Genomic DNA, 23,387 nt, shown 5'->3' on the forward strand with positions numbered 1-23,387 from the left:
ACGTCGGGGTCGGGGCGGAGGGCACGCGCCCGGCGCGAGGTCGGCTACCAGCGGGACCGGGGGACGTCGAACTCGGAACAGAGCTCGCGCCAGACGTCCTTCGGATCCACGCCGGACTCGATGGCCTGGTCGCCGGTCGCGCCGAAGGCGCTGAGCCGGTGGTCCCGCATCAGAGTGTCGCCGCGGAGGGCGCCGAACTCGGCGTAGAGCAGTTCGCGGAAGTCAGTCAGGCGCACCGCACCAGGTTACCGATACGCCTCGCACACCAGCACGGGGTCGGCGACGCGGTGGGCGCCGTCGGCGGCGGCTCGGGCGGACCGGGAGAACGACGGGTCGTCGAGGACGCGGCGCACGCCGTCGCGGATCGCCTCAGCGGTCGCGGGCCGCACGAGGACGCCGCTCCCCTGCCGCGCGACGCGGTTGGCGAGTTCCCATTGGTCGCCGCCGCCGGGGACGACGACGACCGGCTTGCCTGCGGTGAGCGCCTTGGTGAGCATGCCGTGCCCGCTGCCGCAGACCACGGCGTCGGCCCGCGCGACCAGGTCGTCCTGGCGGCCGAAGCCGCTGGCGACCCACGGCTCGTCGAAGGCGGGCGGGTTCAGCCCGCTCACCGCGAGGCGCACGCCGGCGCCGCGGAGGCCGTCGACGGCGACCTCGGCGAGGTTCTGCTCCCCCGTCGCCGCGGTCGACGGGGCCACCATGACGAGCGGACCGGCACCGTCGGGAACGGGGCACGGATCGTCCGTGGGCTCGAGCGTGAGGGGCCCGACGAGGTGCGTCCGCGCCGGCCAGTCGGGCCGGGGCAGCTCCAGTGCGGGGATGGTGGCGACGAGCCTGCCGGCGGGCCCGCCGTCGTGGGGCGGGAGGCCGATGCCCGCGCGGGCGGCCTCGCGCTGATGGCGACCGTTGCGCAGGTCGCGCGCGGTGAAGGCGCGGAGCACGACGTCGCGGAGCAGCTCGCGCGGCGTCTGCGCGGGGGCCAGACCGGAGCCGATGGGTGGCAGCCCCGCCGAGGGCAGGTAGAGCGGGTGCGGGCTGAGTTCCAGCCAGGGCACACCCAGCAGTTCCGCAGCCATCCCGCCGCCGGGGGTGAGGATGTCGGCGACCACGAGGTCGGCGCGGAAGGCCTCGATGCCGGGGAGGACCTGCGTCGCGATGTGGGCGGCGCGGCCGTGGATCTTGGATCCGGCGTCGCCGTCGTCGTCGCCCGGTCGGGCGGCCAGGCCCGGCAGCTCGCGGGTGTCGACGCCGTAGCGCGCGCCGACCCCGCCCCACTGCCGTCCGGTGAAGACGACGGGCTCGTGCCCGGCGCGGATCAGGCGGAGCGCAAGGGCGAGGCCGGGCAGTGCATGCCCGGCCTCGGATCCCGCGACGATCGCAATGCGCACCCGCACTCCTTCGTGAGCCGGCGGCACGCCCGGGGGGCGTGCGCGGGGCGGCTCGCTAGAACGTGGTCGGGGTCTTCTTCCCCGAGCCCAGCCACTTGACCACCGAGACGATACCGATGATCACCAGCGCGATGATGGCGAGCGGGAACAGCGACTTGATGATCGCCGAGGCCACCATCAGTACGAGCCAGATGGCGACGATGGCGCCGAGGATCTTCCAGAACATTGCGGTGCACCTTTCGGGGGATTTTCGTTGAGTCCTTCGCCTTCCATACTGCCCCCGTCGGAGCGCGGAAGTCACGCTCTGAACTGCGGTTTCAGGGAGATTTGGGGGTTAACCCCGAGAGCGGATCACCAGGTGTGGGGATCCGGCACCGGCGGCAGCGCCGCGATGCCGTAGGCCCAGGCGCGCAGCCGTTCGGCGGTCTCCTGCAGGCGGGGCGTCGCGGTGCTGAGCTCGTCGAACCGGGCGGGCGAGCCGAGGGACCGGCGCGCAGCGGCGACCGTCGTCGCGGCGGAGCGGACCATCTCGCGGTAGGCCTCGACGCCCTCGTCGAGGCTGTCGAGACCATCCTCGAAGGTCTCGCGCAGGTACGCGGCCGAGCCACCCCCGCCCGCGACGACGCGCTCGAGGTCGATGAGCTGTTCGGCGTAGGAGATGATGGCGTCGGCGGAGGTCTCGGCGTCGTCGTCGAGCTCGCTGAGGGCGTCGGGCGGCAGCGCGCCGGAGCGGGTGAGCACCGACATGAGCGCCAGGAACTCCTGCTCGGCGTCGGCGAGCGCGCGCACCGGGTCGTGGAGGGCCGACGAGCGGGCGGGGACCGCGCGGCGGGCGTAGGTGCGGGGCGGCGGCGGAGTGCGGCGCAGGCGGCGCAGCTTGCGGACGGCGTATCCCGCGGGCACGGCGATGAGCGCGGTGACGGCGGTGGCGGTGCCGCCCACGACGGGCGCGGCCGCGGCGAAGCCGCCGACGGCCACCACGGCCGAGGTGGAGGTGGTCGCGGCCCAGCTGTTCACGGTGTAGCGGGCCTGCTTGATGGAGCGCTGGTGGGCCGCCTTGGGATCCCGGCGACGGGCGGCCTTGTCGCGGGCCTCGTCGGCGGCGCGGGCCGCCGTCTCCATCGCGGTGGACGCGGCGCTGATCGCGGAGGCGGCCATCCGACCAGCAGAGGCCGCCACCGCCGAGAAGTCGGTGCGGTGGCGGCCTCGCTGGTCAGTCATCGTTCCTCGTCGGTTCTCAGGGCTTCTGGAAGTTCGGGTTCGGGGCCTGCTGCGGGGTCTGCGGGGCGGGGGCCGCCTGCGGGGCCGCGGGGGCACCCTTGATCTGGCCGCTGGCCTGCATCGACGCGCGGATCTGCTCGAGCCGCGAATGGCCGGCCATCTGCACGGTGGCGTTCTGGACCTCCATCATGCGTCCCTGCACGGAGTTCTGCGCCAGCTCGGTGGAGCCGAGGGCGTTGGCGTAGCGGCGCTCGATCTTCTCGCGGACCTCGTCGAGGTTGGGGGTGTTGCCCGGGGCCGCGAGCTGACCCATCTGGTTGAGCGACGCGGAGACCTGCTCCTGCATCTTCGCCTGCTCCAGCTGGCTGAGCAGCTTGGTGCGCTCGGCGAGCTTCTGCTGCAGCTGCATGGCGTTCTGCTCGACGGCGCGTTTGGCCTGGCCGGCGGCCTGCAGCGACTGGTCGTGCAGCCCCTTCAGGTCCTCGACGCTCTGCTCGGCGGTCACCAGCTGCGCGGCGAAGGCCTCGGCGGCGTTGGTGTACTCGGTGGCCTTGGCGACGTCACCGGCGGCGGTCGCCTGGTCGGCGAGCTGCACGGCCTGACGGGTGTTCGCCGACAGCTTCTCGACCTCGGCGAGCTGACGGTTCAGCTTCATCTCGAGCTGACGCTGGTTGCCGATGACGGCCGCGGCCTGCTGCGAGAGCGCCTGGTGCTGGCGCTGCGCGTCTTCGATCGCCTGCTGGATCTGCACCTTCGGATCGGCGTTCTCGTCGATCTTCGAGTTGAACAGCGCCATCAGGTAGTTCCACCCCTTGACGAACGGGTTAGCCATCGTCAGTTCTCCTCCGCCTCGATACGTCCATCGCCGAACCCACGTCCGGCCGTCCGGCGACCGCCGGACTCGTGCTTATCAATCTATCGGCAAACGACCCTGTTGCGCCGCCCTGGTCGCGGGGTGGGGGGGCAGACCCCCAACCCCCGCCCCGGCGTGGGAGGGGGGGGCGGGGGCGGGCGCGGGGGCCGGGGGCGCCCACGGGGGGGGGGGGGGGGGGCCAACCCCCCCCCCCCCCGGACCGGTCGTCTCAGGGTCAGGCGGCGGCGAGCGCGGGCGCCGGGATCACCATGGTGGGGATCGGGCGCATCGATACGCTGGCCTGGGCCACCACGTCGGCCACGTCGATGGCAAGCGCGCCGCAGATCGCGGCCAGCAGCTCGCTGGACGCCTCCTTCTGGCCGCGCTCGACCTCCGACAGGTAGCCGAGGCTGACCTGTGCCGCCGAGGAAACGTCTCGCAGCGTGCGACTCTGGCGCACCCGGGTCTTGCGCAGGTTCTCGCCGATCGCCTCGCGAAGCAGTAGAGCCATGCTCACCTCCGTCTTGGTTACTGTCCAGTCAACGCGGGGCGGGCCCGGAAGGTTCCCGATTCGCCGAAACCCGCGCGGTGAGCTCCCGCAGGGCCGCCTCGACGGTCCCCCAGCGGACGTTCGCCCGGTCACCGTCGAGCTGCAGGGTGGTGACGGACGTGCCCGACGGGCCGGATATCCCCAGGTGGACGGTGCCGACGGGCACCCCGTCCTGTTCGGTGGGGCCGGCGACGCCGGTGAGCCCGACGCCCCAATCCGCCCCGCACCGCGTCCGCGCACCGTCGGCGAGGGCGCGCGCGGTCTCGGGATGGACGGGTCCGTTGCGCTCCAACTCGCCCGACGGGACGCCGGCCAGACTCGCCTTGAGGTCGGTGGCGTAGACGATGAGGCCGCCGCGCAGCACGGCGCTGGCGCCGGGAACGTCGGCGACGGTGGCGGCGAAGAGGCCGGCGGTGAGCGACTCGGCCGACGCGACCGTCTCGCCGCGCTCGGCGAGGGCGGCTACCAGGCGGGCGGCGTCACTTGCGGCCACGCCACCAGCTCAGCAGGTAGTCGACGCCGGTCGCGACGGTGACGATCACGGCCGCGCCCATGGCGACCTGGCTGGGCACGTCCATCCACGCCGGCAGCGGCATGAGGTAGAGCCCGATGGCGATGGTCTGCAGCAGGGTCTTGAGCTTGCCGCCGCGGCTCGCGGGGATCACGCCGTCGCGGATGACGGCGAACCGGAAGCCGGTGATGCCGAACTCGCGGGCGAGGACGATCAGGGTGACCCACCACGGGAGCTCGCCGAGCACGGACAGGCCGACGAAGGCGGCGCCGGTGAGCGCCTTGTCGGCGATGGGATCCATGAGCTTGCCGAAATCGGTGATGAGTCCGTAGCGGCGCGCGATCTGGCCGTCGACCCGGTCGGTGAACATCGCGGCGGCGAAGACCGCGAAGGCGATCCAGCGCCAGGTCGTCGAGTGCCCGCCGTCGACGAACAGGGCCGCGAGGAAGACGGGGACGAGTACGATCCGGAGCACCGTCAACCCGTTCGCGACGTTGACGTTCGAGACAGGTGTGCTCGCGGGCTGCACGCCGTCCGTTGCACTCACGCCGATCAGCCTATCGGTACGCGGAATCGGCGGCTCTGCGCGCTACAGTTTCCTACCGTGACCACCGACCACGACGATGTGCTGCGCCGCGCCCGGACCTCCGACGTCCCCGCGATCAAGCGCCTCATCGACGTCTACGCGGGCAAGATCCTGCTGGAGAAGAATCTGGTCACCCTGTACGAGTCGGTACAGGAGTTCTGGGTGTACGAGGTCGACGGCGTCGCCGTGGGCTGCGGCGCGCTGCACGTGCTGTGGTGGGACCTGGGCGAGATCCGCACCCTCGCGGTCGACCCGACGGTGAAGGGCCACGGCATCGGGCACAAGATCGTCGCCCGCCTGCTCGACGAGGCGCGCGCGTTGGAGCTGAGCCGGGTGTTCGTGTTGACCTTCGAGACGGCCTTCTTCGGCCGACACGGGTTCGAGGAGATCGACGGGACGCCGGTCAGCGCCGAGGTCTACAACGAGTTGTGCCGCAGCTACGACGAGGGTGTCGCGGAGTTCCTCGACCTGTCGTACGTCAAGCCCAATACGCTGGGCAACACCCGCATGCTCGTCACGCTGTAGCGCCCGCGGTCCACCCAGGGCGACGCGCGTCCGGTCAGGCCTGCGGCGTGATCACCACGACGGTGTCGCCGTACGGCTGCGTCCGGCCCTTGAGCCTCGCGCCGATCGCGTTGAACATCTTCGACATCGGCACCTGGAAGCCGTACTTCGCCTTCACCGCGGCCTGCACGGCGTCGAACTCCGGCCCGCTCGAGACCAGCTGCGCCGACCCGGCGGTCGTCGCCGCGCCGGCGGCGATCGCACCACGCTGGTTGCACGGCGTGATCTCGACGGCGGGATTGTTGCGGATCCGCTTGGCCTTCCCCGATGTGGAGGACGTCCAGAAGCCGATGCGGTCACCGTCGACGGGGACCACCCACACCGGCGTGGCGACCTTCTCGCCCGACCGACGGAACGTCGCGACGGAAATGGTCTTCTCAGAGCCCAGGGTCATGGGGTCAGCATAGCGCCAAGGCGCCGCCGAGAACCTCTTCACGACGCCCTGAACTGGGCATTCGCCCCACACCGGCACATTTCCAGCCGCCCCGCCGACGCGTCACCTTCACCGATTCACGACCGTCGATATCGCACAGTGAACCAATGCATACCGGGGTGTCGTGAGTGTGGTGAATCACGCCCAACCGTGATTGACTCCACCGGTGAATGTGATCGGTGAGCTGCGCGCAGCCGGATGCGCCTTCGCCGAACGCGAGGCCGAACTGCTGGAGGACGCGGCGGCGTCCGGGCCCGACCTCGAGGCCCTCGTCCGGCGGCGGTGCGCGGGCGAACCGCTGGAGCACCTGCTCGGCTGGGTCGAGTTCCGCGGCCGCCGGTTGATCGTCGGCCCCGGCGTCTTCGTCCCCCGCCGGCGCACCGAGTTGCTGTCCGAGCTCGCCGACGGCAGCGGCGTCCTCGTCGAGCTGTGCTGCGGCGCCGGTCCGATCGTGGCGACCGCCGCCGCCGCGAAGACCTACGCCGCGGACATCGACCGCACCGCCGCCGAGTACGCCGCGCGCAACGCCCCGGAAGCGACGGTCCTCGTCGGCGACCTGTTCCGCCCGCTTCCCGGGGTGCTGCGCGGAACCGTCGACGTGATCGCGGCGAACGCGCCGTACGTTCCGACCGCGGCGATCCGGACGATGCCGCCCGAGGCCCGCGACAACGAGCCGCACCGGGCGCTGGACGGCGGGCCGGACGGCCTGACCCTGCACCGGCGGATCGCTATGGACGCGCCGCTCTGGCTGCGCCCGGGCGGCCGTGTGCTCATCGAGACCGGGCGCCAGCAGGCCACGTACACGGTGGCCGCGCTGCGCGCCGTGGGCCTGGACACGTACATCGAGATCGACGACGAGCGGCAGGCCACCGTCGCCGTCGGCGTCAAGCCGACCTGACGCCCGCGTCCCCCACCGCGTGCGGGCGCCCCGTCACGAACTCCGCGTCAGGACACCGCGGCCCGTCGGTCGCTGAGCAGCGCGACCACCGACTCCACCACCGCCACCGGTGCGGTCACGACGTCGTGCCAGGTGAAGGCGAGGACCGTCATTCCGAGCCGGGCGAGGGCGTTCCGCTTGTCGTGGTCGGCCTGGAAGCGCACCGCGTCCCAGTCGCGCCCACTCGCCACGGCGCAGCCGCCCGTCCACCTGGCGCGGCGACAGCCCGCACGCCCTTGCCTGCGCGACCGTGATCACCCCGTCGTTGTCGGCCACGATGCGGCTGACGTCCCCCGATTCCCCATACTCCTTGGACGCACGGGAGGCCGACCAGGTTCCGCCGATACGACTGTGCACCGTTGACCACCTCAGGGGTGGTCAACGGTGCACAATGCGCGGGCTATTTCGTATCGGAGTCCGAAGGCACGTCCGACGACGCCTGCTCCCGGGCACCGTCGCGCTTGGACTTGATCAGCGAGGCGACGGTGGTGATCACCAGGACGCCCAGGATGACCGACAGGGACAGGCCGGTGGAGATCTCCGGCACCGCGAGGTGCTCGCCGCCGTTGATGAAGGGCAGCGTGTTCTCGTGCAGCGCGTGCAGCACCAGCTTCACGCCGATGAAGCCGAGCACGATCGACAGGCCGTAGGACAGGTACACCAGGCGGTCGAGCAGGCCACCGATGAGGAAGTACAGCTGGCGCAGGCCCATCAGTGCGAAGGCGTTCGCCATGAACACCAGGTAGGGCTCCTGGGTGAGTCCGTAGATCGCGGGGATCGAGTCGAGCGCGAACAGCACGTCGGTGAAGCCGATGACCACCAGCGCCAGCAGCAGCGGGGTCGCGACCTTCTTGCCATCGACCTTGGTGATCAGCTTGTCGCCGTCGTAGGTCTCCGTGGTGGGGACGATCTTCTTGAACAGCGCGGCGACGCGGCCCTCGCGCTCCTTCTCGTCCTCGACGGGCCCCTCGGGCGACGACGCCTCCTTGACCAGCTTGATCGCGGTGTACAGCAGGAACGCGCCGAAAATGTAGAACACCCAGGAGTAGGTGGAGATCGCGGCGGCGCCCACGGCGATGAAGCCGGCGCGCATCACGAGCGCCATCACGATGCCGATCAGCAGGACCTTCTGCTGGTAGATCCGGGGCACCGCGAACTTCGCCATGATGATGACGAACACGAAGAGGTTGTCGACGGACAGCGCCTTCTCGGTGACGAAGCCGGCGAAGAACTCACCGCCGTACTGCGGCCCGGAGACCGCCCACACGCCGATGCCGAACAGGATCGCGATGCCGATGTACACCGCGGACCAGAAGCCGGATTCCTTCAGCGAGGGCTCGTGCGGCGTGCGCACATGGCTGAAGAAGTCGAAGACGAAGAGGCCGAGAACGACCAGGATCGAGACGATCCAGACGACAGCAGAAACTTGCATTGCATACACCTCCGGTACAGATCCGGAGGTCTCTCCCGACCCGAACTGCGGGTCCGGCGTGCCCGGGTGGATATCGATCCACCGTGCTGACGTTCACGCCGCGAGCGGGATACTCCCCTCACACATGCAAGCAGGACTGTATCAGAAGTCCGGTTCGTCCGCTTCCTGAGCGACATCGCCGCCGCCGCGCAGCACCAGCAGTAGGCCGGGCAGCTCGTCGGGCGTGACGAGCACGTCGCGCGCCTTGGAACCCTCCGACGGCCCGACGATGTCGCGGGTCTCCATGAGGTCCATGAGGCGGCCGGCCTTCGCGAAGCCCACGCGGAGCTTGCGCTGCAGCATCGAGGTCGAGCCGAACTGCGAGGACACGACCAGCTCGACGGCCTGCAGGAAGACGTCCAGGTCGTCGCCGATGTCGGGGTCGACGTCCTTCTTCTCGACCTTCGTCTCGGTGACGCCGTTGGCGTACTCCGGCTCGGCCTGGTTGCGCACGAAGTCGACGACGGAGGTGATCTCCTCGTCGGTGATGAACGCGCCCTGCATACGGGTCGACTTGCCGCCCATCGGCAGGAACAGCGCGTCGCCCATGCCGATCAGCTTCTCGGCGCCGGGCTGGTCGAGGATGACCCGCGAGTCCGTCAGCGAGCTGGTCGCGAAGGCCAGACGGGAGGGCACGTTGGTCTTGATCAGGCCGGTGACGACGTCCACGGACGGGCGCTGCGTCGCGAGCACCAGGTGGATGCCCGCGGCGCGCGCTTTCTGCGTGATCCGGACGATCGCCTCCTCGACGTCGCGCGGCGCGGTCATCATGAGGTCGGCGAGCTCGTCGACGATGGCGACGATGTACGGGTACGGCCGGTACACGCGCTCGCTGCCGAGCGGCGTGGTGATCTCGCCGGACTTCACCTTCCGGTTGAAGTCGTCGATGTGGCGCACGCGCGAGGCCTGCATGTCCTTGTACCGCTGCTCCATCTCCTCGACCAGCCAGGACAGCGCCGCGGCGGCCTTCTTGGGGTCGGTGATGATGGGCGTGATGAGGTGCGGGATGCCCTCGTAGGGCGTCAGCTCGACCATCTTGGGGTCGATGAGGATCATCCGCACCTCGTCGGGGGTGGCGCGCGCGAGCAGCGAGACGAGCATCGAGTTCACGAAGCTCGACTTGCCGGAGCCCGTCGAACCGGCGACCAGCAGGTGGGGCATCTTGGCGAGGTTGGCGTTGACCATCTCGCCCTCGATGTCCTTGCCGAGGCCGATGACCAGCGGGTGCGTGTCCTTGCGCGTGTTGTCCGCGGCCAGCACGTCGGCCAGGCGCACCATCTCGCGGTCGGTGTTGGGCACCTCGATGCCCACGGCCGATTTACCGGGGATCGGCGCCAGCAGGCGGACGTTGTCCGTCGCCACCGCGTAGGAGATGTTGCGGTGCAGCTGGGTGACCTTCTCGACCTTCACGCCGGGGCCGAGCTCGAGCTCGTAGCGCGTGACCGTCGGGCCGCGGGTGTAGCCGGTGACGGCGGCGTCGATCTTGAACTGCTCCATGACGCCGGTGATCGCGTCGATCATCGCGTCGTTCGCGCTGGTCCCCGCCTTGGCCGGCTCGCCCTCGATGAGCAGGTCGGCCGGCGGCAGGATGTAGTCCTCGCTGTCGATGGTCCGCGCGACGGTGAACTCGGTCGCCTTCGGCGCGGGCGGCGGCGTGTGGTCCTTCACCACGGCGGCGCGACGCGGCTTCGGCGCCGGCGGCACCTCGACGGTCGGCTCGTCCGACGGGGCCGGCTCGGGCGTGATCGGCGCGGTCACCTGGTCCGACGGTGCCGGCTCGTCCTCCTCGGCGGCCTTGCGGCGACGGCTCCGCTTGGGCGGCTCGGGGTCGGCCGGGTAGTTGTCGTACGGGTCGCCGTAGGGCGTGAGCGCACGCGTGGCGGTGTCGCCGCGCCCCGAGTCGAAGGCGGCGAAGGGCGAGTCGAGATCGTCCTCGTCGAGCGGCTCCTCGTCGCCGTACTGCTCCTTCATGTCGACGCCGAAGTAGAACTTGAGCCGGTCGACGATCTCGCGCACCGTCATACCGCTGACCAGGAGCAGGCCGAACAGAGCGACCAGGACCAGCAGCGGCACGGAGATCCACGCTGTGAAGCCGTCGGTGAGCGGCCCGCCGACGACGTACCCGAGGTAACCGCCGGCGGCGGCGCGGTCGTCGAAACTCGACGGTCCGCCGGACGCGATGTGCAGCAGCCCCAGGAAGGGCAGCACGATGAGGGCGGAGCCGACGCGGTGCCGCACGTGCGCCGACGGGTTGTCGGGGCGGCGCATCATGATCACGCCGAGGGCGATGGCGAGCGGCGGGACCAGCACGGCGAACCAGCCGACCACGGCGCGCACGCCGGTCGAGAAGAACGAGCCCACGGGCCCGCCGGCGTCGAAGTAGACGGCCGCGCCGAGGATGATCGCGACGGCGAACAGGGCCAGCGCGAGTCCGTCGCGCGAGTGGGTCGGCTTCGGCGGCGTGACCTCGCCGGTCGCGGTGGCGGGTTCGACGTCGTCGGACCGGCGACCGGTGCGCACGGCGCCCCCGACGCCCTTGGCCAGCAGCTTCCACCCGGCGCCGAGGCCGCGTGCCACTCCCCCACCGGCGCCCGAGGCGGCCTTGGGGGCCGCGGCGCCCTGCTTACCGCGGGTGCGCGGGGCGGCCTGTCGGCTGCGCGTCGGGCTCGCGGCGCGGCTGGTGCGTGCGCCCCCGGAGCGGGAGTTCGCGGCGCCGCGCGCGCGGGTGGTGGTCTTCGATGCCATGGGGGCAGTCTATCGACATTAACCCCATCCGTATCAAGTGCCACACATGTAACAGCAGGACCTGCGGCGGGTCGTCAGAGCGAACGGACCACCGAGCCGAGCAGATCGATGTCTCCGTCGGCCCCCTCGAACGTGACCAGCGCCTCATCGCGGCCGAAGGCCCACATCGCGACCTCGCCGATCGCGCCGATCACCGCGACGTCGGGCCCGCGCCCCGCGGTGGCGACGGTGCCCTCCTCGGTCGTGAGGCTGACCCGCAGCGGAGCGCCGCGCATCGTGAGCCGCGCGATCCGCGCGACGACGTCGTGAAGGCCGCGTTCGACCCGCTTGTCGAGCACCCGCGGCGTCCACCCCGGCGCGGCCCGCCGGATGTCCTCGGTATGCACGAAGTACTCGCCGAGATTCGCCTGCTCGTCGACGAGGCGCAGGGGCGAGAGCCGGGGCGGGCCGCCCGCGACGGTCTCGAGCAGATCCTCGAACGGGCGGGCCGCGATTCCCGCCTGCACCCGCTCGGTGTACCCGGCGAGCGGGCGCACGAGGATGCCCGCCATGGCGTCCGGCCGCCCCTCCCGGAGGATGAGGTGCGCGAGCAACTCCCGCACGGTCCACTCGCCGCAGAGCGTCGGGGCGTCGGGTCCGGCGGCGCGGGCCGCCTCGACGAGGGCGGCGCGTTCACTCCGAGCTGGCTTCACACGGGTCACCCTAGACCCGTCCGGCGGTGCGCCGCAGGGCACGCCAGCACGCCTGTACTTCGTACTGAAATCAAAACGAAGTGTCCTATACTTCACCTCATGATTGCGAACTCAACGTCGACGTCCCGCCGCACGCGCTTCGCCTCGGCCTCGGCCCTCCTCGCCGTGCTCGCGGCCGGGGGCACGGCCCTCGCCCCCGCGGCCTCGGCCGCGCCGGTGGGCCCGAACCTCGTGCTCACTAAGGCCGAGTTCCCGGCCGGGTCGAACGACTACCGCACCGGCAAGCCCGCGCCGTCGAAGCTGACCGCGGGCGACAACCCGTCGCCGGCCTGCACCGCGGCCACCGAGCGGGTCAACCGCTCCGCCGCCGGCACGCAGGGCTTCAGCGCTTCCGCGCGCAACGGCTACTCCCTCATGCTCAGTGCGGTCGTCGCTCCCCCGCAGGCCTCCGTCTGGCGCGCCGCGACCCAGGCCTGCGGCGGCCCCGTCGCCGAGCTCCCGGTTCCCGGCGACCTCGCGCGCTACAACCCCGTCGTGCTCACCTACCGCGACGGCCAGCGCATCCAGGCCGTCGAGGGCGTCGCCGACGTCGCCGGCCGCACCGTCGACGTGTACGTCGGCGGCCTCAGCGAGACCCCCGCGAACACCGCCCGTTTCTGGCAGGTCTTCCGCGCGCAGATCCAGAAGGTCGAGACGGCGCGCTGATGCGCCTGCGCAACCTCCTCACCGGGTCGACGGTGGCGGTCCTCGCCGCCGTCGGCCTGCCCGCGGCCGCGCAGGCCGCCCCGGTGGACACCGCGCACGCGGTCCTCGCCGCACACGAGTTCCCCGCGGGCACCACGGGCTACACGGTGGAGACCGAGACGCTCACACCGATCGGCGACAGCGCGGCCCCCGGAGCCGTCGGCGGAAGCTCGCCGACCGCCTGCGAGCGCAACATGGGCCGGATGTTCGAGCGGATGGACGGCGCCCGCGTCACCGAGGCGCGCGCGGTGCGCGGGACCACCCGAGTCGAGGCGGCGCTGCTGAACCGCCCCCTGACCGCGCTCATGATGGAGACCTTCCCGACCTGCGAGGCGGCCCTGTCGCCCTCGGAGCGGTCGGCTGTGCTCGCCGCTCCCGCGGATCTCGCACGACTGCGACCGTTCATCTTCCGGGACGAGGACGAGCTCCAGGCGTGGGTCGACGTCCGCGGTGTCGCGATCAACGTCACCGCTCGCAGTACGAATCGCTCGTCGGCGGACGCGGACGCCTTCTGGCAGCTCCTCCGCGCGCAGGTGGCGAAGGTCGAACGGCAGCCCTGATCGCCCTGACGGCGGCACGGCCCCGGGCGCAGGTCGCCGGGCTCGAATCGGCTCACTGACTCCGCCACCCCGAACCGGACACTCCGCTAGGCTCCGGCCCACGAGCAGATCCTTCTTCGGAGGAGCGAACATGAACGTTCGACGCCGGGTCGCAGGTGCGGCAGCCGCCGCGGCCACCATCGTCTCCCTACCGGCCCTCGCGCACGCCGCCCCGGTCGTCCCGCAGCAGGCGGTCCTCGCCGCACACGAGTTCCCCGCCGGCAGTACCGATTACAAGGTCGAGCGCGAGACGCTGACCTCGCCCGACGGGCTTCCCGAGGATTCTCCCGCCGAGTCGGAGTGCGGCACGAAGCTCAATGCCCTCGCCCGCACCATGGAGGGCACCGAGATCGTGGAGGCCGAGGCGATCCACGGCACGACGGAACTCGAAGCCTCGGTGCTCAGCAGGACGATCGCCGCGGCCCGCGGCGCGGCGACCGAGGCCTGCCGCTCCGACGTCGCCGCCGCGAACCGCCCGACGATCTGGCCCGCCTGAAGCCGTTCATCATGGCCGTCGGCCGGAACACCTTGCAGGCGTGGATCGACGTCCGCGGCGTGACGGTCATCGTCGAGGCGGAAGGGAAGACGGACGCCGCAGCAGCGGACTCCGACATCTTCTGGCAGACGTTGCGCGCCCAGGTCGCGAAGGTCGAGCGCCAGCCCTGACACCATCTTTCGAAGCGTTCTGTGACGTTTCCGTGGACGGGACGTCGCAGAACGCTTCAGAAAGTGCTCGCTACTCCCCCACGACGATCACAGTGGGGACGATCATCGGCCGGCGGCGGTAGGCCTTGTCGACCCAGCGGCCCACGGCCCGTCGAACGCCCTGTGCGATGCGGTGCGCCTCCTTGACCCCCTCGGCGGCCAGGTCGGCGATCACGTCCTCGACGAGCTGTTCCGCCTCCTTGAGCGCGGTCGGGTCGTCGGAGAAGCCGCGGCCCGAGACCTCGGGCTTGCTGACGGTGTTGCCCTCCTCGTCGATCGCGACGGTGATCGCGATGAAGCCGCCCTCGCCCAGGACGAGGCGGTCCGACAGCGTCGACTCGCCGACGTCACCGACGGACGAGCCGTCGACGTAGACGTGGCCGACGGGCACCTGCCCGACGATCTTCGCGACGCCGCCGACGAGGTCCACCACGACGCCGTCCTCGGCGAGCATGATGCGGTCCTTCGGCACGCCGGTGGCCTCGGCCAGCGCGGCGTTGGCGCGCAGGTGCCGCCACTCGCCGTGCACGGGCATCGCGTTGCGCGGGCGCACCGCGTTGTAGAGGTACAGCAGCTCGCCGGCGCTGGCGTGGCCGGAGACGTGGACCTTCGCGCTCTGCTGCGTGATCACCTTGGCGCCCAGCTTGGACAGCCCGTTGACCACCGCGAAGACGGAGTTCTCGTTGCCCGGGATGAGCGAGCTGGCCAGCACGACGAGGTCGTTCGGCGAGATGGTGATGTTGCGGTGCTCGCCGCGGGCCATGCGCGAGAGCGCGGCCAGGGGCTCGCCCTGCGAGCCGGTGGAGATGAGCACGACGCGGTCGTCGGGCAGCGAGGCCGCCGTGTCGAGGTCGACCTCGACGCCCTCGGGCAGGTGCATGTAGCCCAGGTCCTGCGCGAGCGCCATGTTGCGCACCATCGAGCGGCCGACGAAGGTGATCCGCCGGTTGTGGGCCATCGCGACCTCGGCGATCTGCTGGATGCGGTGCACGTGCGAGGCGAAGGACGCCACGATCACGCGGCCCTTGGCCCGCCCGATCACATTGTCGAGCACGGGCCCGATCTCCCGCTCGGGGGTCACGAAGCCGGGGACCTCGGCGTTGGTGGAGTCCACGAGGAACAGGTCCACGCCCGCGTCGCCGAGCCGCGAGAATCCCGCGAGGTCGGTGAGCCGGCCGTCGAGCGGCAGCTGGTCGAGCTTGATGTCGCCGGTGTGCAACGCAACCTGGCCGCCGGCGTGGATCGCCACGGCGATCGCGTCGGGGATGGAGTGGTTCACGGCGAAGTACTCGCACTCGAACGGGCCGTGGCTCGTCGACTCGCCCTCACGGACCTCGAGCAGCTTGGGCCGCAGCCGGTGCTCGTCGCACTTGGCCTTGACCAGGGCGAGCGTGAACTTGGCGCCCACGACCGGGATGTCGGGCCGCAGGCGCAGCAGGAAGGGCACCGCGCCGATGTGATCCTCGTGGCCGTGCGTCAACACGATCGCCTCGACGTCCTTGATCCGGTCCTCGATGTACCGGAAGTCCGGGAGGATCAGGTCGACGCCGGGCTGCTGGTCCTCGGGGAAGAGCACGCCGCAGTCGACGATGAGCAGCTTGCCGTCGTACTCGAAGACGGTCATGTTGCGACCGATCTCCTTGATGCCGCCGAGCGCGACCACGCGCATGCCGCCCTTGGGCAGCTTGGGCGGGGCGCCCAGCCGCTCCACCGCGGCCGACGGTGCCTTCTGCCCACCCCCGCGCCGTCCGCCGCCGCCGCGGCGGTTCCCGCCGCCCTTCGGCGCGGACTTCTGGGGCTGCTGCGCCTCGGACTTCGCGGCGGGCGCCGTCGCCTTCGCGGCCGCCGCCTTGGTCGCCGGAGCCTTCGCGGCCGGCGCCTTCGCCGCGGCCTTGGTGGCCGGGGCCTGGGCCTGGGTCGCCGGAGCGGTCGCCTTCTCCTCGGCGACGACCCGCGCCGCCGAGGTGGCGATCACCGGCTTGGGCTCGGCAGGCGGTCCCGCCTGTCGGGTGGCCTTTCGGCTCCGTCGAGCTCCGCCTGCTGCACCGTCGGTCATTGTTTAGAGCACCCCCGCTTGGGTCAGTAGCGCTGCGAGCCGGTCGCGCTGTTCACCGGTGGGCGGCACCTGCGGGAGGCGCGGTACACCCATATCAAGGCCCTGCAGGGCCAGTGCCGCCTTCGAGAAGGTCACGCCGCCGAGGCCGGCCATGGCCTCGTAGACGGGCCCGAGGGAGGCGTTGATGTCTGTGGCGCGGGCGTTGTCGCCCGCGAAGTAGGCGTCGCGCATCGCGCGCAGCTGCGGCGCGACGACGTGCCCGATGACGGAGACGAAGCCGAGTGCGCCGACGGAGAGCCAGGGCAGGTTCAGCGGATCGTCGCCGGAGAGGAACTGCAGGTCGGTCTCGGCGATGAGCCGGGCTCCGGCGCCGAGGTCGCCCTTCGCGTCCTTCACGCCGACGATGTTCTTGTGCTCGGCGAGCTTTCGCAGCGTGTCCGTCTCGATCGCGACCACCGAGCGCGGCGGGATGTCGTAGAGCAGCACGGGCAGGTCGGTGGCGTCGGCCACCGTCGTGAAGTGCGCGAGCAGGCCGGCCTGGGGCGGCCGCGAGTAGTACGGCGTCACGACGAGCAGGCCGTGCGCGCCCGCCTCGGCGGCGTCGCGCGCGAAGACAGCGGACTCGTCGGTGTCGTAGGTGCCCACGCCCGCGGTGATCTGCACGCGGTCGCCGACGGCCTCGATGATCGCCTTGAGGAACTGGATCTTCTCCCACGGCTGCGTGGTGGGCGATTCACCGGTGGTGCCCGCGACGATGAGCCCGTCGCAGCCCTGGTCGGCGAGGTGCGACGCCAGCTTCTGCCCGGCCTCGAGGTCCAGCGTGCCGTCCGCCTTGAACGGGGTCACCATCGCGACGGAGATCGCGCCGAAGGGCGTGGTGGGCGTTGTGGTCGCCGGGGTCGCACTCATAAGCGCTAAGGCTACCCACCCGGTCCCGGAAAGTTGCTATTGGCTAGCGGTTGCGCCGGTAGGTCAGGTGCCGGTAGCGCAGGCCCGACGAGGACTCGCGCCACGCCGCGTCCTCCTCCAAGGCGAAGTCCTCCGGGATCGACGGTGCCGTCGTGTCGCCCTCGACGGTGGCGTCCACCTCGGTCACGGCGAGCAGGTCCGCGAGCGGCAGTGCCGCGTCGTAGATCTCGCCGCCGCCGATCACCCACACATCGCCGTCGGGGACGGCGAGGTCGTGCTGGACCACGGCACCGTCGGCGCGCCAGGCCCGATCCCTCGTCACCACGATGTTCGTGCGCCCGGGGAGCGGGCGGAACCGCGGCGGCAGGGAGTCCCAGGTGCGACGACCCATCAGAACCGTGGCGCCCGCGGTGGTCTCGCGGAAGAACTTCATGTCCTCGGGGATGTGCCACGGGATCCCGCCGTCGGCGCCGATCACTCCCCCGCGGGCCTGCGCCCAGATCAGGCCGATCACTAGACCGCCACCGGCGCCTTGATCGCGGGGTGGTGCACGTAGTCGTGGATGGTGATGTCGCCGTACTCGTAGTCGAAGACACTGGGGCGCTCGGCGAGCTCGAGCCGCGGGTACGGGTACGGGTCGCGGCTGAGCTGCTCGGTGACCTGCTCGACGTGATTGTCGTAGATGTGGCAGTCGCCACCTGTCCACACGAAGTCGCCGGGTTCGAGGCCCACCTGCGCGGCCACCATATGGGTGAGCAGCGCGTAGCTGGCGATGTTGAACGGGACGCCGAGGAACAGGTCGGCGCTGCGCTGGTAGAGCTGGCAGCTGAGCCTGCCGTCCGCCGCGTAGAACTGGAAGAAGGCGTGGCAGGGCGGCAGGGCCATGTTCTCGATCTCGGCGACGTTCCAGGCGGAGACGATGTTGCGCCGGCTCGACGGGTTGGTGCGCAGCGTCTCGATCGCCTTGCTGATCTGGTCGATGTGCTCGCCGTTCGGGGTGGGCCAGCTGCGCCACTGCACCCCGTAGACGGGTCCGAGCTCGCCGTCCGGAGCCGCCCATTCGTCCCAGATGGTGACGCCGTTGTCCTGCAGCCACTTGACGTTCGAGTCCCCGCGCAGGAACCACAGCAGCTCGTACGCGATGGACTTCATGTGCACCCGCTTGGTGGTGATGAGCGGGAAGCCCTGCGACAGGTCGTAACGGAGCTGGCGCCCGAAGACGCTGCGCGTCCCGGTGCCCGTGCGGTCGGGCCGGTGCGTGCCGTTCTCCAGCACGTCGCGGAGCAGGTCTTCATAGGGCGTCGCGATCACACCCCCAGTCTAGAGCGGACCCCCGACAACCTCGGGCGCGGCGCGACCGCGTCCGCCCGGCGCCGGTCAGCCGGCGTTCAGCGCCGCGCGGGCGACGCGCTGCTGGCCGATCTCGGCGAGGTTCTTCATCAGCTCGGCGTTGACCCACGCGACCTGGTGGCCGACGGTCAGGTCGGCGTCCGGCGGCCAGGGGAACCCCGACGGCTCGTCGAGGCGGTCCTCGGTGAGCGCGTCGAGGACGGTCAGCCACTCGTCGCGGATCCCCGTCAGCCAGGCGACGGCACCTTCGGGCCCGGGCCACCGCACGGACCCGCGCTCCCGGACCTCGCGCCCGAGGAGATGATCGGCGGTGGTGCTCCACCACCAGCCGATGTGCCAGCTGAGCCACGCCATCGTCGGGACCGGGATCGGGTCGGGCTCCGTCTCGGCCCAGTCGGCGACCCACTCACCGTCGTCGCTGCGGCGCATCGTCCAGCACAGCGCCGCCGGCTCCCAGCGGAAGTCGTCGGCCGTGAGCTCGGCGAGATGCACCTCGCCGAGCGCCCAGGTGAGGTCGAACTGCCAACGCAAGAGATCGAGCCGCGATTCAGCCACTAGCCGACCCTATTTCCTCCGCGCTCAAGCCGCCTGCCGGGGCGCCGTGGACCGGAGCGAATGCCCACTCGGCGTTCGGGCGTCGACGGTGTGCCGTCCGCTCGGATCGCCGACGACCGCACTGCTCCAGCCCGCGGCCTCCTTGGCGTAGTTGCACGCAGCGCACAAGCCTTGACCGTTGTCGAAGCTGGTGGGGCCACCCGCCGCGTGCGGAACCACGTGGTCGGTATGCGCGATCGGTGCATCGCAGTACGGGCTCCGACAGTACCGGTCCCGAGCCCGGATCATGTCCGCGAGCCCGTCCGGGAAGCAGCGGGCCCGTGAGTCCATGCCGACCACCGCGCCCGTCTCGGGTGCGATGTAGAGGCGTTTGACCCACGCGACGCCGGCGGCGGTGGCCTTCCCGATGAGGTTGCGGGCGATCTCCGCCGGCATCGCCCCACCGCCGTCCAGGTACGCGGTCCCGGGCTGGTCGCCGAGCAGCACCGTGGCCGGAAGAGTGAGGTTCACAGTCACGGGCTGGCCTCCGGTGGCCTCGCGCCCGGTGATCCGGGCGAAGGCGGTGTCGGCCATGATCTGACCGCGCGTGCGCAGGTCCGCGCCGATCCCGATCAACGTTGCGGCGTGCTTGCGCAGCGCCGCGTACACCCCGACGCCCCGCGCCACCGGCAGCAGCAACGACACCCGCGCCATCCCCTCGGGCAGCGGCCGGATGGTGACGGTCCGGTCCTTCTCCGCCGCCGCGTTCCGATCCACCGTCGCCTGCGCGTCCAGCCGATACGCGACCTGCTCGACCCGCGCGGCGAGTTGCTTGAGGCCCATCCCCGCCAGCGTCGCCGCCTCGGCACACAGCAGCTCATCCGCCGTATGCCGATCGGAGGCGTCCAGGTGCGCGAGGCCGCCGACGATCACCGGGATCGCCTCCGGCGCGAGATCACCCTCGCGCAGGCGGGTGCGGGTGTGCGGCAGGATCTTCTCCAGCTCCACCGCCCGGGCCACGAACTTCGCGGCCGTGTTGGGCGACATGTGCAGCGCCAGCCCGACCTCCGCGGCGACGCCCTGCTGCCATCGGTCCTGCGGCAACCCTGCCGCGACCCGTTCGCACACCCGCTCGCGCAGCAGCTCCGCCGCCAACCGGTACTGCTCGAACACCGTCAAGCACCGCCGCCGTTCCATCGAACGCAACCGATCCGCCACGCCACCGCCGGGTGGCCGGTCCTCATCTACACCACCGTCTTCGTCCATGCCCAGACGCTACGTCGACCGACTGACAAGTTTTCGAGATAGCAACTTACTCTCGAATACCTGACGAGCTGATCGCGGCCCACTCTGACTAGCGCTCCGGACATCAATGTCACGGGTACCACCGACCAACAGCCCACGGTGGGCCTTCTCCGATTGTCCACCGGGAGGGTTCGGCTACAGCCTCCATGAAGGTCGATGCCCGTGCGGGCTCAAACCTGGGCCATGGCGGCACGTCGAATGCGGCAGCGATGCTCGTGAGCGGGTTCTCGTAGCAGAACTCGTGTGATGCAGCGACGATCTCGAAGTTGACCTTGCTGGTCTCCTCGGCGCTCAACACGAACGAAGGAGGCAAAGGGTGGAACCTCTCCGAGACAAGGACCAGAAGCCGACTGGGACCCACCGGATAGATGCCGTGGGACGACTTTGCCCAGGCCGCAGGCTCCCACCTGCCGCGCGCGGGACCGCCAAGCCAAACGACAGGTTCATCGCAAGTAATGAGTGGCGCTCTAGTCGACACGAGCCACCAGCTGCGCGCAATCGCGAGGTGCGGAACCGCACTATGTCGCCAGACACCAATTGCACTCTCCAACGCTCGGGGCTTGCGCTCTGTGCTGAGCAGTGGCACATCTAGCAGCTGCTGAACCAGCTCATCGTGTCGATCTGGCGAATATGGAGTACCACTGATGGCACACAACGTGGGTAGGTTCGCTGCCACGACCTCAGCCCGACCGAAATGGTTGAGCGCATCCTCGATCCGCAACTCTTGCGCGCGCTTCTTGAGCGTCCGCTGTTCCTGCAACCCGACGAAAACTGCAAGGTTGGCGATCAGCTCGACATCAACGATCTGGCCGTCGGGAAGGGAATCGAGATAGCCGATCCAGCCCGCTGCCTCGCTCTCAATCCGAGACATATGCTTCTCAAACCACAACGCCGGATAGTCGGGTGCGAGGTCGTCGGCAGAGATCGTGTACAGGTTCGTCTTCTTCGCGATGTCCTTGGTCGGCTGAACGTAGCTATCACGAGTCGCGACCTTCGTAACTCTGAGCGCTCCCGCGTCATCTGCCCATCGACGCAGGTAGACCTGCGGTACGTGATGATGCCTCTTCCCTACTCCGCCGGCACTGGCCTGCCGCTTCGATTCCTCGATCTCCGCATCCGTCGTCCACCGGTGAGCGAACACGCGGCCAGCCACATCACTCGCTCATCAATTGCGCGGCGACAGTGGCACCCAGGTTCCAGCACGCCTCGAGGTCCGCCTTCGACGGTTTGCCCGACACGACGACGTGCGGCGTGGCCTTCACCCAACCGAGCCCGGCGGTGATCGAATCCACCGCGCGCTCGGCGCCCTCGCCGCCCTCGTTCGCGTGCAGGTACAGCCCGAACGGCCGGTCGCGCGTCGAATCGAGGCACGGGTAGTAGATCGTGTCGAAGGCGTGCTTGAGCGCCCCGGAGATGTAGCCGAGGTTCGCCGGCGAGCCGAGGACGTAGCCGTCCGCGGCCAGCACGTCCGACGCGGTCACGGCGAGCGCCGCGCGCCGCACCACCTCGACGCCCTCGATCTCGGGGTCGGTCGCCCCGGCGATCACCGCCTCGAACATCTCCTGGCAGTGCGGAGACGGCGTGTGGTGGATCACGAGGAGCACGGCCATCAGCGGGCCTTCTTCTCCATCGAGACGGCCTTTGTCATCCAGTCGCGGGCGCGGGAGCGGTCGCCCGCGTAGTCGTACGCGCGGGCGAGGCGGTAGGCGTTCACCCAGGACTCGGGCTCGGCCTCGTACTCGGCCTTGACCTGCGCGAACAGCTCGTCAGCGGCGTCCCGCTGCACGCGACCCGAGGGCATCTTCGGCAGCTCCGAGACGTCGAGGTCGCGCCCCAGCGCCTTCGCCGACGCCGCGAGCTTCTGGTGCGCGTAGCCGTTGCTGAGCACGGACCAGAGGATCCACAGACCGACCAGGCCGACCAGGACCATGCCGAAACCGAGGCCGAGGTTCGCGCCGCCGCCGCGGCGGGCGATCATCCACGCCCATGCGCCGATGAGACCGATGTACGTGAGCATCGCGACGGATAGGAACCCGATGACCAGCAGCTGGCCCAGGTTCCCCCGATCGCGGCGCTCCACGGGGCTCACAGGTCCATGAACGGCTCGATGCCCACGGTGAGGCCGGGCCGCGAGGAGATGCCGCGCACGCCGAGCAGCACGCCGGGGACGAAGGAGCTGCGGTCCAGCGAATCGTGCCGGATGGTGAGGGTCTCGCCCTGGGTGCCGAGCAGCACCTCCTGGTGCGCGACGAGGCCGGCGACGCGCACGGAGTGCACGCGGACGCCGTCGACGCGGGCGCCGCGGGCGCGGTCGAACTCCGCGGAGGTGGCGTCGGGCATCTTGCCGCGCCCGGCCTGCTCGCGCGCCTCGGCGATGAGCTCGGCGGTGCGGGTGGCGGTGCCGGACGGGGCGTCGGCCTTGTAGGGGTGGTGCAGCTCGATGATCTCGACCGAGTCGAAGAACCGGGCGGCCTGCGCCGCGAAGCGCATCGTGAGCACGGCGCCGATGGCGAAGTTCGGGGCGATGAGCACGCCGACGCCGGGCTTCTCCGCCAGCCAGCCGCGCACCGTGTCGAGCCGGTCGTCGGTGAAGCCGGTGGTGCCGACCACGGCGTGAATCCCGTTGTCGATGAGGAACTCCAGGTTGTCCATCACCGCGTCCGGGTGGGTGAAGTCGATCACCACCTGGGTGTTCGAGTCGAGGAAGCCGGTGAGCATGTCCCCCGCGTCCACGGTGGCGCTCAGCGCCAGATCGTCGGCCGCCTCCACGGCGTCCACCATTGCGCGGCCGACCTTGCCGCCGGATCCCAACACACCCACGTTCAGCATGCGCCCGACGATACCCTTGCCCGGTGACCACCCGACCGGACGTTCCCGACGAATGGATCGACCGCCTCGCCGACGTCCTCGAGGCCTTCCCCGAATGCGTCGCCGACCGCGCCTGGGTCGGCACGCGCTGGCGCGTCCGCGGCGCGACGGTGGCGCACGTCTTCGGCGGCGAGGACCAGCAGTTCCGCCTCATCTTCCGGGCCGAACCCAGCGAGGTCCCCGCGTTCGAGAATCTCGGCGACCCGTACTTCCGGGTGAACTGGGGCGAGAGCACCGTCGGCATCATCGTCGACGAGAACACCGACTGGGACGAGGTCGCCGAGCTCCTCACCGACTCGTACTGCGTGCAGGCCCCCGCGACGCTCGCGGAGCAGGTCGAGCGGCCGGAGTCCGACGGGTCCTAGG

At 70.7% G+C, this 23,387-nt stretch carries 30 protein-coding genes and 1 pseudogene; 7 read left to right on the forward strand and 24 right to left on the reverse strand.

The window, feature by feature from the left end; translation table 11 throughout:
* Nucleotides 1-44: 44 nt before the first annotated feature.
* The 8 genes from WFK95_RS09260 to pgsA all read right to left on the reverse strand — a co-directional run bounded on the left by WFK95_RS09260 (nt 45) and on the right by pgsA (nt 5,070).
* The gene (locus tag WFK95_RS09260; RefSeq protein WP_224651659.1) at nt 45-236 is read right to left on the reverse strand and encodes a DUF3046 domain-containing protein; all 192 of its coding nucleotides are present in this window, start codon (nt 234-236) and stop codon (nt 45-47) included.
* A gap of 9 nt (nt 237-245) precedes the next feature.
* The gene (locus WFK95_RS09265) at nt 246-1,388 is read right to left on the reverse strand and encodes a glycosyltransferase (protein WP_336670490.1); all 1,143 of its coding nucleotides are present in this window, start codon (nt 1,386-1,388) and stop codon (nt 246-248) included.
* A 55-nt stretch (nt 1,389-1,443) separates the two neighbouring features.
* Nucleotides 1,444-1,614 (reverse strand): hypothetical protein, encoded by a 171-nt coding sequence (locus tag WFK95_RS09270; RefSeq protein ID WP_224651663.1) that lies wholly within the window; start codon nt 1,612-1,614, stop codon nt 1,444-1,446.
* A gap of 125 nt (nt 1,615-1,739) precedes the next feature.
* Entirely contained in the window at nt 1,740-2,609 is an 870-nt protein-coding gene (gene pspM / locus WFK95_RS09275) for a phage shock envelope stress response protein PspM (protein WP_224651665.1), read from the reverse strand.
* 16 nt (nt 2,610-2,625) lie between these two features.
* Nucleotides 2,626-3,441 (reverse strand): PspA/IM30 family protein, encoded by an 816-nt coding sequence (locus WFK95_RS09280; RefSeq protein WP_336670491.1) that lies wholly within the window; start codon nt 3,439-3,441, stop codon nt 2,626-2,628.
* Between the two features lie 256 nt (nt 3,442-3,697).
* Complete coding sequence (locus WFK95_RS09285; RefSeq protein WP_146432809.1) at nt 3,698-3,973, reverse strand: helix-turn-helix domain-containing protein; 276 nt, start codon at nt 3,971-3,973, stop codon at nt 3,698-3,700.
* Between the two features lie 28 nt (nt 3,974-4,001).
* On the reverse strand, nt 4,002-4,505 hold the full coding sequence (locus WFK95_RS09290; RefSeq protein ID WP_336670492.1) for a CinA family protein: 504 nt from the start codon (nt 4,503-4,505) through the stop codon (nt 4,002-4,004).
* Nucleotides 4,492-5,070: a CDP-diacylglycerol--glycerol-3-phosphate 3-phosphatidyltransferase gene (gene pgsA / locus WFK95_RS09295; RefSeq protein ID WP_336670493.1), complete on the reverse strand. Its 579-nt coding sequence runs from the start codon at nt 5,068-5,070 to the stop codon at nt 4,492-4,494. The genes WFK95_RS09290 and pgsA overlap by 14 nt, the downstream gene beginning before the upstream one ends.
* A 57-nt stretch (nt 5,071-5,127) precedes the next feature.
* Between pgsA and WFK95_RS09300 the strand changes: the two genes are divergently transcribed.
* On the forward strand, nt 5,128-5,634 hold the full coding sequence (locus tag WFK95_RS09300) for an amino-acid N-acetyltransferase (protein ID WP_336670494.1): 507 nt from the start codon (nt 5,128-5,130) through the stop codon (nt 5,632-5,634).
* A gap of 34 nt (nt 5,635-5,668) precedes the next feature.
* On the opposite strand, the gene WFK95_RS09305 is transcribed toward WFK95_RS09300, so the two are convergent.
* On the reverse strand, nt 5,669-6,067 hold the full coding sequence (locus WFK95_RS09305; RefSeq protein ID WP_336670495.1) for a PPOX class F420-dependent oxidoreductase: 399 nt from the start codon (nt 6,065-6,067) through the stop codon (nt 5,669-5,671).
* 205 nt (nt 6,068-6,272) lie between these two features.
* Here WFK95_RS09305 and WFK95_RS09310 point away from each other — a divergent pair, with 205 nt between their 5' ends.
* Nucleotides 6,273-7,004, forward strand: a complete 732-nt coding sequence (locus WFK95_RS09310; RefSeq protein WP_224650552.1) for a putative protein N(5)-glutamine methyltransferase — start codon at nt 6,273-6,275, stop codon at nt 7,002-7,004.
* 47 nt (nt 7,005-7,051) lie between these two features.
* Here the strand turns inward: WFK95_RS09310 and WFK95_RS09315 are convergent, their stop codons facing one another.
* The 5 genes and pseudogenes from WFK95_RS09315 to WFK95_RS09335 all read right to left on the reverse strand — a co-directional run bounded on the left by WFK95_RS09315 (nt 7,052) and on the right by WFK95_RS09335 (nt 11,951).
* A complete protein-coding gene (locus tag WFK95_RS09315; RefSeq protein WP_336670740.1) occupies nt 7,052-7,234 on the reverse strand; it encodes a hypothetical protein in 183 nt (60 codons plus the stop codon).
* 28 nt (nt 7,235-7,262) lie between these two features.
* Nucleotides 7,263-7,400 (reverse strand): annotated as a pseudogene (locus WFK95_RS09320) (hypothetical protein); the annotation flags it as partial.
* A gap of 43 nt (nt 7,401-7,443) precedes the next feature.
* A complete protein-coding gene (locus WFK95_RS09325) occupies nt 7,444-8,475 on the reverse strand; it encodes a TerC family protein (RefSeq protein WP_224650554.1) in 1,032 nt (343 codons plus the stop codon).
* Nucleotides 8,476-8,616: 141 nt separating this feature from the next.
* Nucleotides 8,617-11,259: a DNA translocase FtsK 4TM domain-containing protein gene (locus tag WFK95_RS09330; protein ID WP_336670496.1), complete on the reverse strand. Its 2,643-nt coding sequence runs from the start codon at nt 11,257-11,259 to the stop codon at nt 8,617-8,619.
* 74 nt (nt 11,260-11,333) lie between these two features.
* A complete protein-coding gene (locus WFK95_RS09335) occupies nt 11,334-11,951 on the reverse strand; it encodes a TIGR03085 family metal-binding protein (protein ID WP_336670497.1) in 618 nt (205 codons plus the stop codon).
* 99 nt (nt 11,952-12,050) lie between these two features.
* On the opposite strand from WFK95_RS09335, the gene WFK95_RS09340 reads away from it, so the two are divergent.
* From WFK95_RS09340 to WFK95_RS09355, 4 genes are all read left to right on the forward strand, one after another.
* Nucleotides 12,051-12,656 carry a hypothetical protein gene (locus WFK95_RS09340; RefSeq protein WP_336670498.1) on the forward strand — a complete coding sequence of 202 codons (606 nt, stop codon included), beginning with the start codon at nt 12,051-12,053 and terminating at the stop codon, nt 12,654-12,656.
* Nucleotides 12,656-13,255, forward strand: coding sequence for a hypothetical protein (locus WFK95_RS09345; RefSeq protein ID WP_336670499.1), 600 nt, complete (start codon nt 12,656-12,658; stop codon nt 13,253-13,255). Before WFK95_RS09340 ends, WFK95_RS09345 begins: the two co-directional genes overlap by 1 nt.
* A gap of 130 nt (nt 13,256-13,385) precedes the next feature.
* Nucleotides 13,386-13,790: a hypothetical protein gene (locus WFK95_RS09350; RefSeq protein WP_336670500.1), complete on the forward strand. Its 405-nt coding sequence runs from the start codon at nt 13,386-13,388 to the stop codon at nt 13,788-13,790.
* A gap of 11 nt (nt 13,791-13,801) precedes the next feature.
* Nucleotides 13,802-13,960: a hypothetical protein gene (locus WFK95_RS09355; RefSeq protein WP_336670501.1), complete on the forward strand. Its 159-nt coding sequence runs from the start codon at nt 13,802-13,804 to the stop codon at nt 13,958-13,960.
* A gap of 70 nt (nt 13,961-14,030) precedes the next feature.
* On the opposite strand, the gene WFK95_RS09360 is transcribed toward WFK95_RS09355, so the two are convergent.
* From WFK95_RS09360 to dapB, 10 genes are all read right to left on the reverse strand, one after another.
* A complete protein-coding gene (locus tag WFK95_RS09360) occupies nt 14,031-16,055 on the reverse strand; it encodes a ribonuclease J (RefSeq protein WP_336670502.1) in 2,025 nt (674 codons plus the stop codon).
* Nucleotides 16,056-16,058: 3 nt separating this feature from the next.
* Nucleotides 16,059-16,964: a 4-hydroxy-tetrahydrodipicolinate synthase gene (dapA, locus tag WFK95_RS09365; RefSeq protein ID WP_224650567.1), complete on the reverse strand. Its 906-nt coding sequence runs from the start codon at nt 16,962-16,964 to the stop codon at nt 16,059-16,061.
* A gap of 43 nt (nt 16,965-17,007) precedes the next feature.
* Nucleotides 17,008-17,478, reverse strand: coding sequence for a dihydrofolate reductase (locus tag WFK95_RS09370; RefSeq protein WP_224650570.1), 471 nt, complete (start codon nt 17,476-17,478; stop codon nt 17,008-17,010).
* Nucleotides 17,478-18,275 (reverse strand): thymidylate synthase, encoded by a 798-nt coding sequence (locus WFK95_RS09375; protein WP_224650572.1) that lies wholly within the window; start codon nt 18,273-18,275, stop codon nt 17,478-17,480. Before WFK95_RS09375 ends, WFK95_RS09370 begins: the two co-directional genes overlap by 1 nt.
* A gap of 66 nt (nt 18,276-18,341) precedes the next feature.
* Nucleotides 18,342-18,869: a DinB family protein gene (locus tag WFK95_RS09380; protein ID WP_224650574.1), complete on the reverse strand. Its 528-nt coding sequence runs from the start codon at nt 18,867-18,869 to the stop codon at nt 18,342-18,344.
* A 24-nt stretch (nt 18,870-18,893) separates the two neighbouring features.
* A complete protein-coding gene (locus WFK95_RS09385) occupies nt 18,894-20,027 on the reverse strand; it encodes a DUF222 domain-containing protein (protein WP_443081537.1) in 1,134 nt (377 codons plus the stop codon).
* A gap of 196 nt (nt 20,028-20,223) precedes the next feature.
* Nucleotides 20,224-21,306, reverse strand: a complete 1,083-nt coding sequence (locus WFK95_RS09390) for a DUF4238 domain-containing protein (RefSeq protein WP_224650578.1) — start codon at nt 21,304-21,306, stop codon at nt 20,224-20,226.
* Nucleotide 21,307: 1 nt separating this feature from the next.
* Nucleotides 21,308-21,763 carry a flavodoxin family protein gene (locus WFK95_RS09395; protein ID WP_224650580.1) on the reverse strand — a complete coding sequence of 152 codons (456 nt, stop codon included), beginning with the start codon at nt 21,761-21,763 and terminating at the stop codon, nt 21,308-21,310.
* Nucleotides 21,763-22,242 (reverse strand): hypothetical protein, encoded by a 480-nt coding sequence (locus tag WFK95_RS09400; protein ID WP_224650583.1) that lies wholly within the window; start codon nt 22,240-22,242, stop codon nt 21,763-21,765. Before WFK95_RS09400 ends, WFK95_RS09395 begins: the two co-directional genes overlap by 1 nt.
* On the reverse strand, nt 22,239-22,982 hold the full coding sequence (gene dapB, locus WFK95_RS09405; RefSeq protein ID WP_224650585.1) for a 4-hydroxy-tetrahydrodipicolinate reductase: 744 nt from the start codon (nt 22,980-22,982) through the stop codon (nt 22,239-22,241). Before dapB ends, WFK95_RS09400 begins: the two co-directional genes overlap by 4 nt.
* Before the next feature lie 23 nt (nt 22,983-23,005).
* Here dapB and WFK95_RS09410 point away from each other — a divergent pair, with 23 nt between their 5' ends.
* Nucleotides 23,006-23,386: an MmcQ/YjbR family DNA-binding protein gene (locus WFK95_RS09410; RefSeq protein ID WP_224650587.1), complete on the forward strand. Its 381-nt coding sequence runs from the start codon at nt 23,006-23,008 to the stop codon at nt 23,384-23,386.
* Nucleotide 23,387: the final 1 nt, after the last annotated feature.

Origin of the sequence: Tsukamurella sp. USMM236 (assembly GCF_037148755.1) — a bacterium.
GTDB lineage: Bacteria > Actinomycetota > Actinomycetes > Mycobacteriales > Mycobacteriaceae > Tsukamurella.

Excerpts from the sequence above, each read along its gene's own strand:
- WFK95_RS09270 (WP_224651663.1), bottom strand. The coding sequence starts at position 1,614 with ATGTTCTGGAAGATCCTCGGCGCCATCGTCGCCATCTGGCTCGTACTG.
- WFK95_RS09355 (WP_336670501.1), top strand. The coding sequence starts at position 13,802 with ATGGCCGTCGGCCGGAACACCTTGCAGGCGTGGATCGACGTCCGCGGC.
- WFK95_RS09330 (WP_336670496.1), bottom strand. The coding sequence starts at position 11,259 with ATGGCATCGAAGACCACCACCCGCGCGCGCGGCGCCGCGAACTCCCGC.
- WFK95_RS09305 (WP_336670495.1), bottom strand. The coding sequence starts at position 6,067 with ATGACCCTGGGCTCTGAGAAGACCATTTCCGTCGCGACGTTCCGTCGG.
- WFK95_RS09325 (WP_224650554.1), bottom strand. The coding sequence starts at position 8,475 with ATGCAAGTTTCTGCTGTCGTCTGGATCGTCTCGATCCTGGTCGTTCTC.
- WFK95_RS09395 (WP_224650580.1), bottom strand. The coding sequence starts at position 21,763 with ATGGCCGTGCTCCTCGTGATCCACCACACGCCGTCTCCGCACTGCCAG.
- dapB (WP_224650585.1), bottom strand. The coding sequence starts at position 22,982 with ATGCTGAACGTGGGTGTGTTGGGATCCGGCGGCAAGGTCGGCCGCGCA.
- WFK95_RS09280 (WP_336670491.1), bottom strand. The coding sequence starts at position 3,441 with ATGGCTAACCCGTTCGTCAAGGGGTGGAACTACCTGATGGCGCTGTTC.
- WFK95_RS09360 (WP_336670502.1), bottom strand. The coding sequence starts at position 16,055 with ATGACCGACGGTGCAGCAGGCGGAGCTCGACGGAGCCGAAAGGCCACC.
- WFK95_RS09350 (WP_336670500.1), top strand. The coding sequence starts at position 13,386 with ATGAACGTTCGACGCCGGGTCGCAGGTGCGGCAGCCGCCGCGGCCACC.
- pspM (WP_224651665.1), bottom strand. The coding sequence starts at position 2,609 with ATGACTGACCAGCGAGGCCGCCACCGCACCGACTTCTCGGCGGTGGCG.
- WFK95_RS09285 (WP_146432809.1), bottom strand. The coding sequence starts at position 3,973 with ATGGCTCTACTGCTTCGCGAGGCGATCGGCGAGAACCTGCGCAAGACC.
- WFK95_RS09345 (WP_336670499.1), top strand. The coding sequence starts at position 12,656 with ATGCGCCTGCGCAACCTCCTCACCGGGTCGACGGTGGCGGTCCTCGCC.
- dapA (WP_224650567.1), bottom strand. The coding sequence starts at position 16,964 with ATGAGTGCGACCCCGGCGACCACAACGCCCACCACGCCCTTCGGCGCG.
- WFK95_RS09340 (WP_336670498.1), top strand. The coding sequence starts at position 12,051 with ATGATTGCGAACTCAACGTCGACGTCCCGCCGCACGCGCTTCGCCTCG.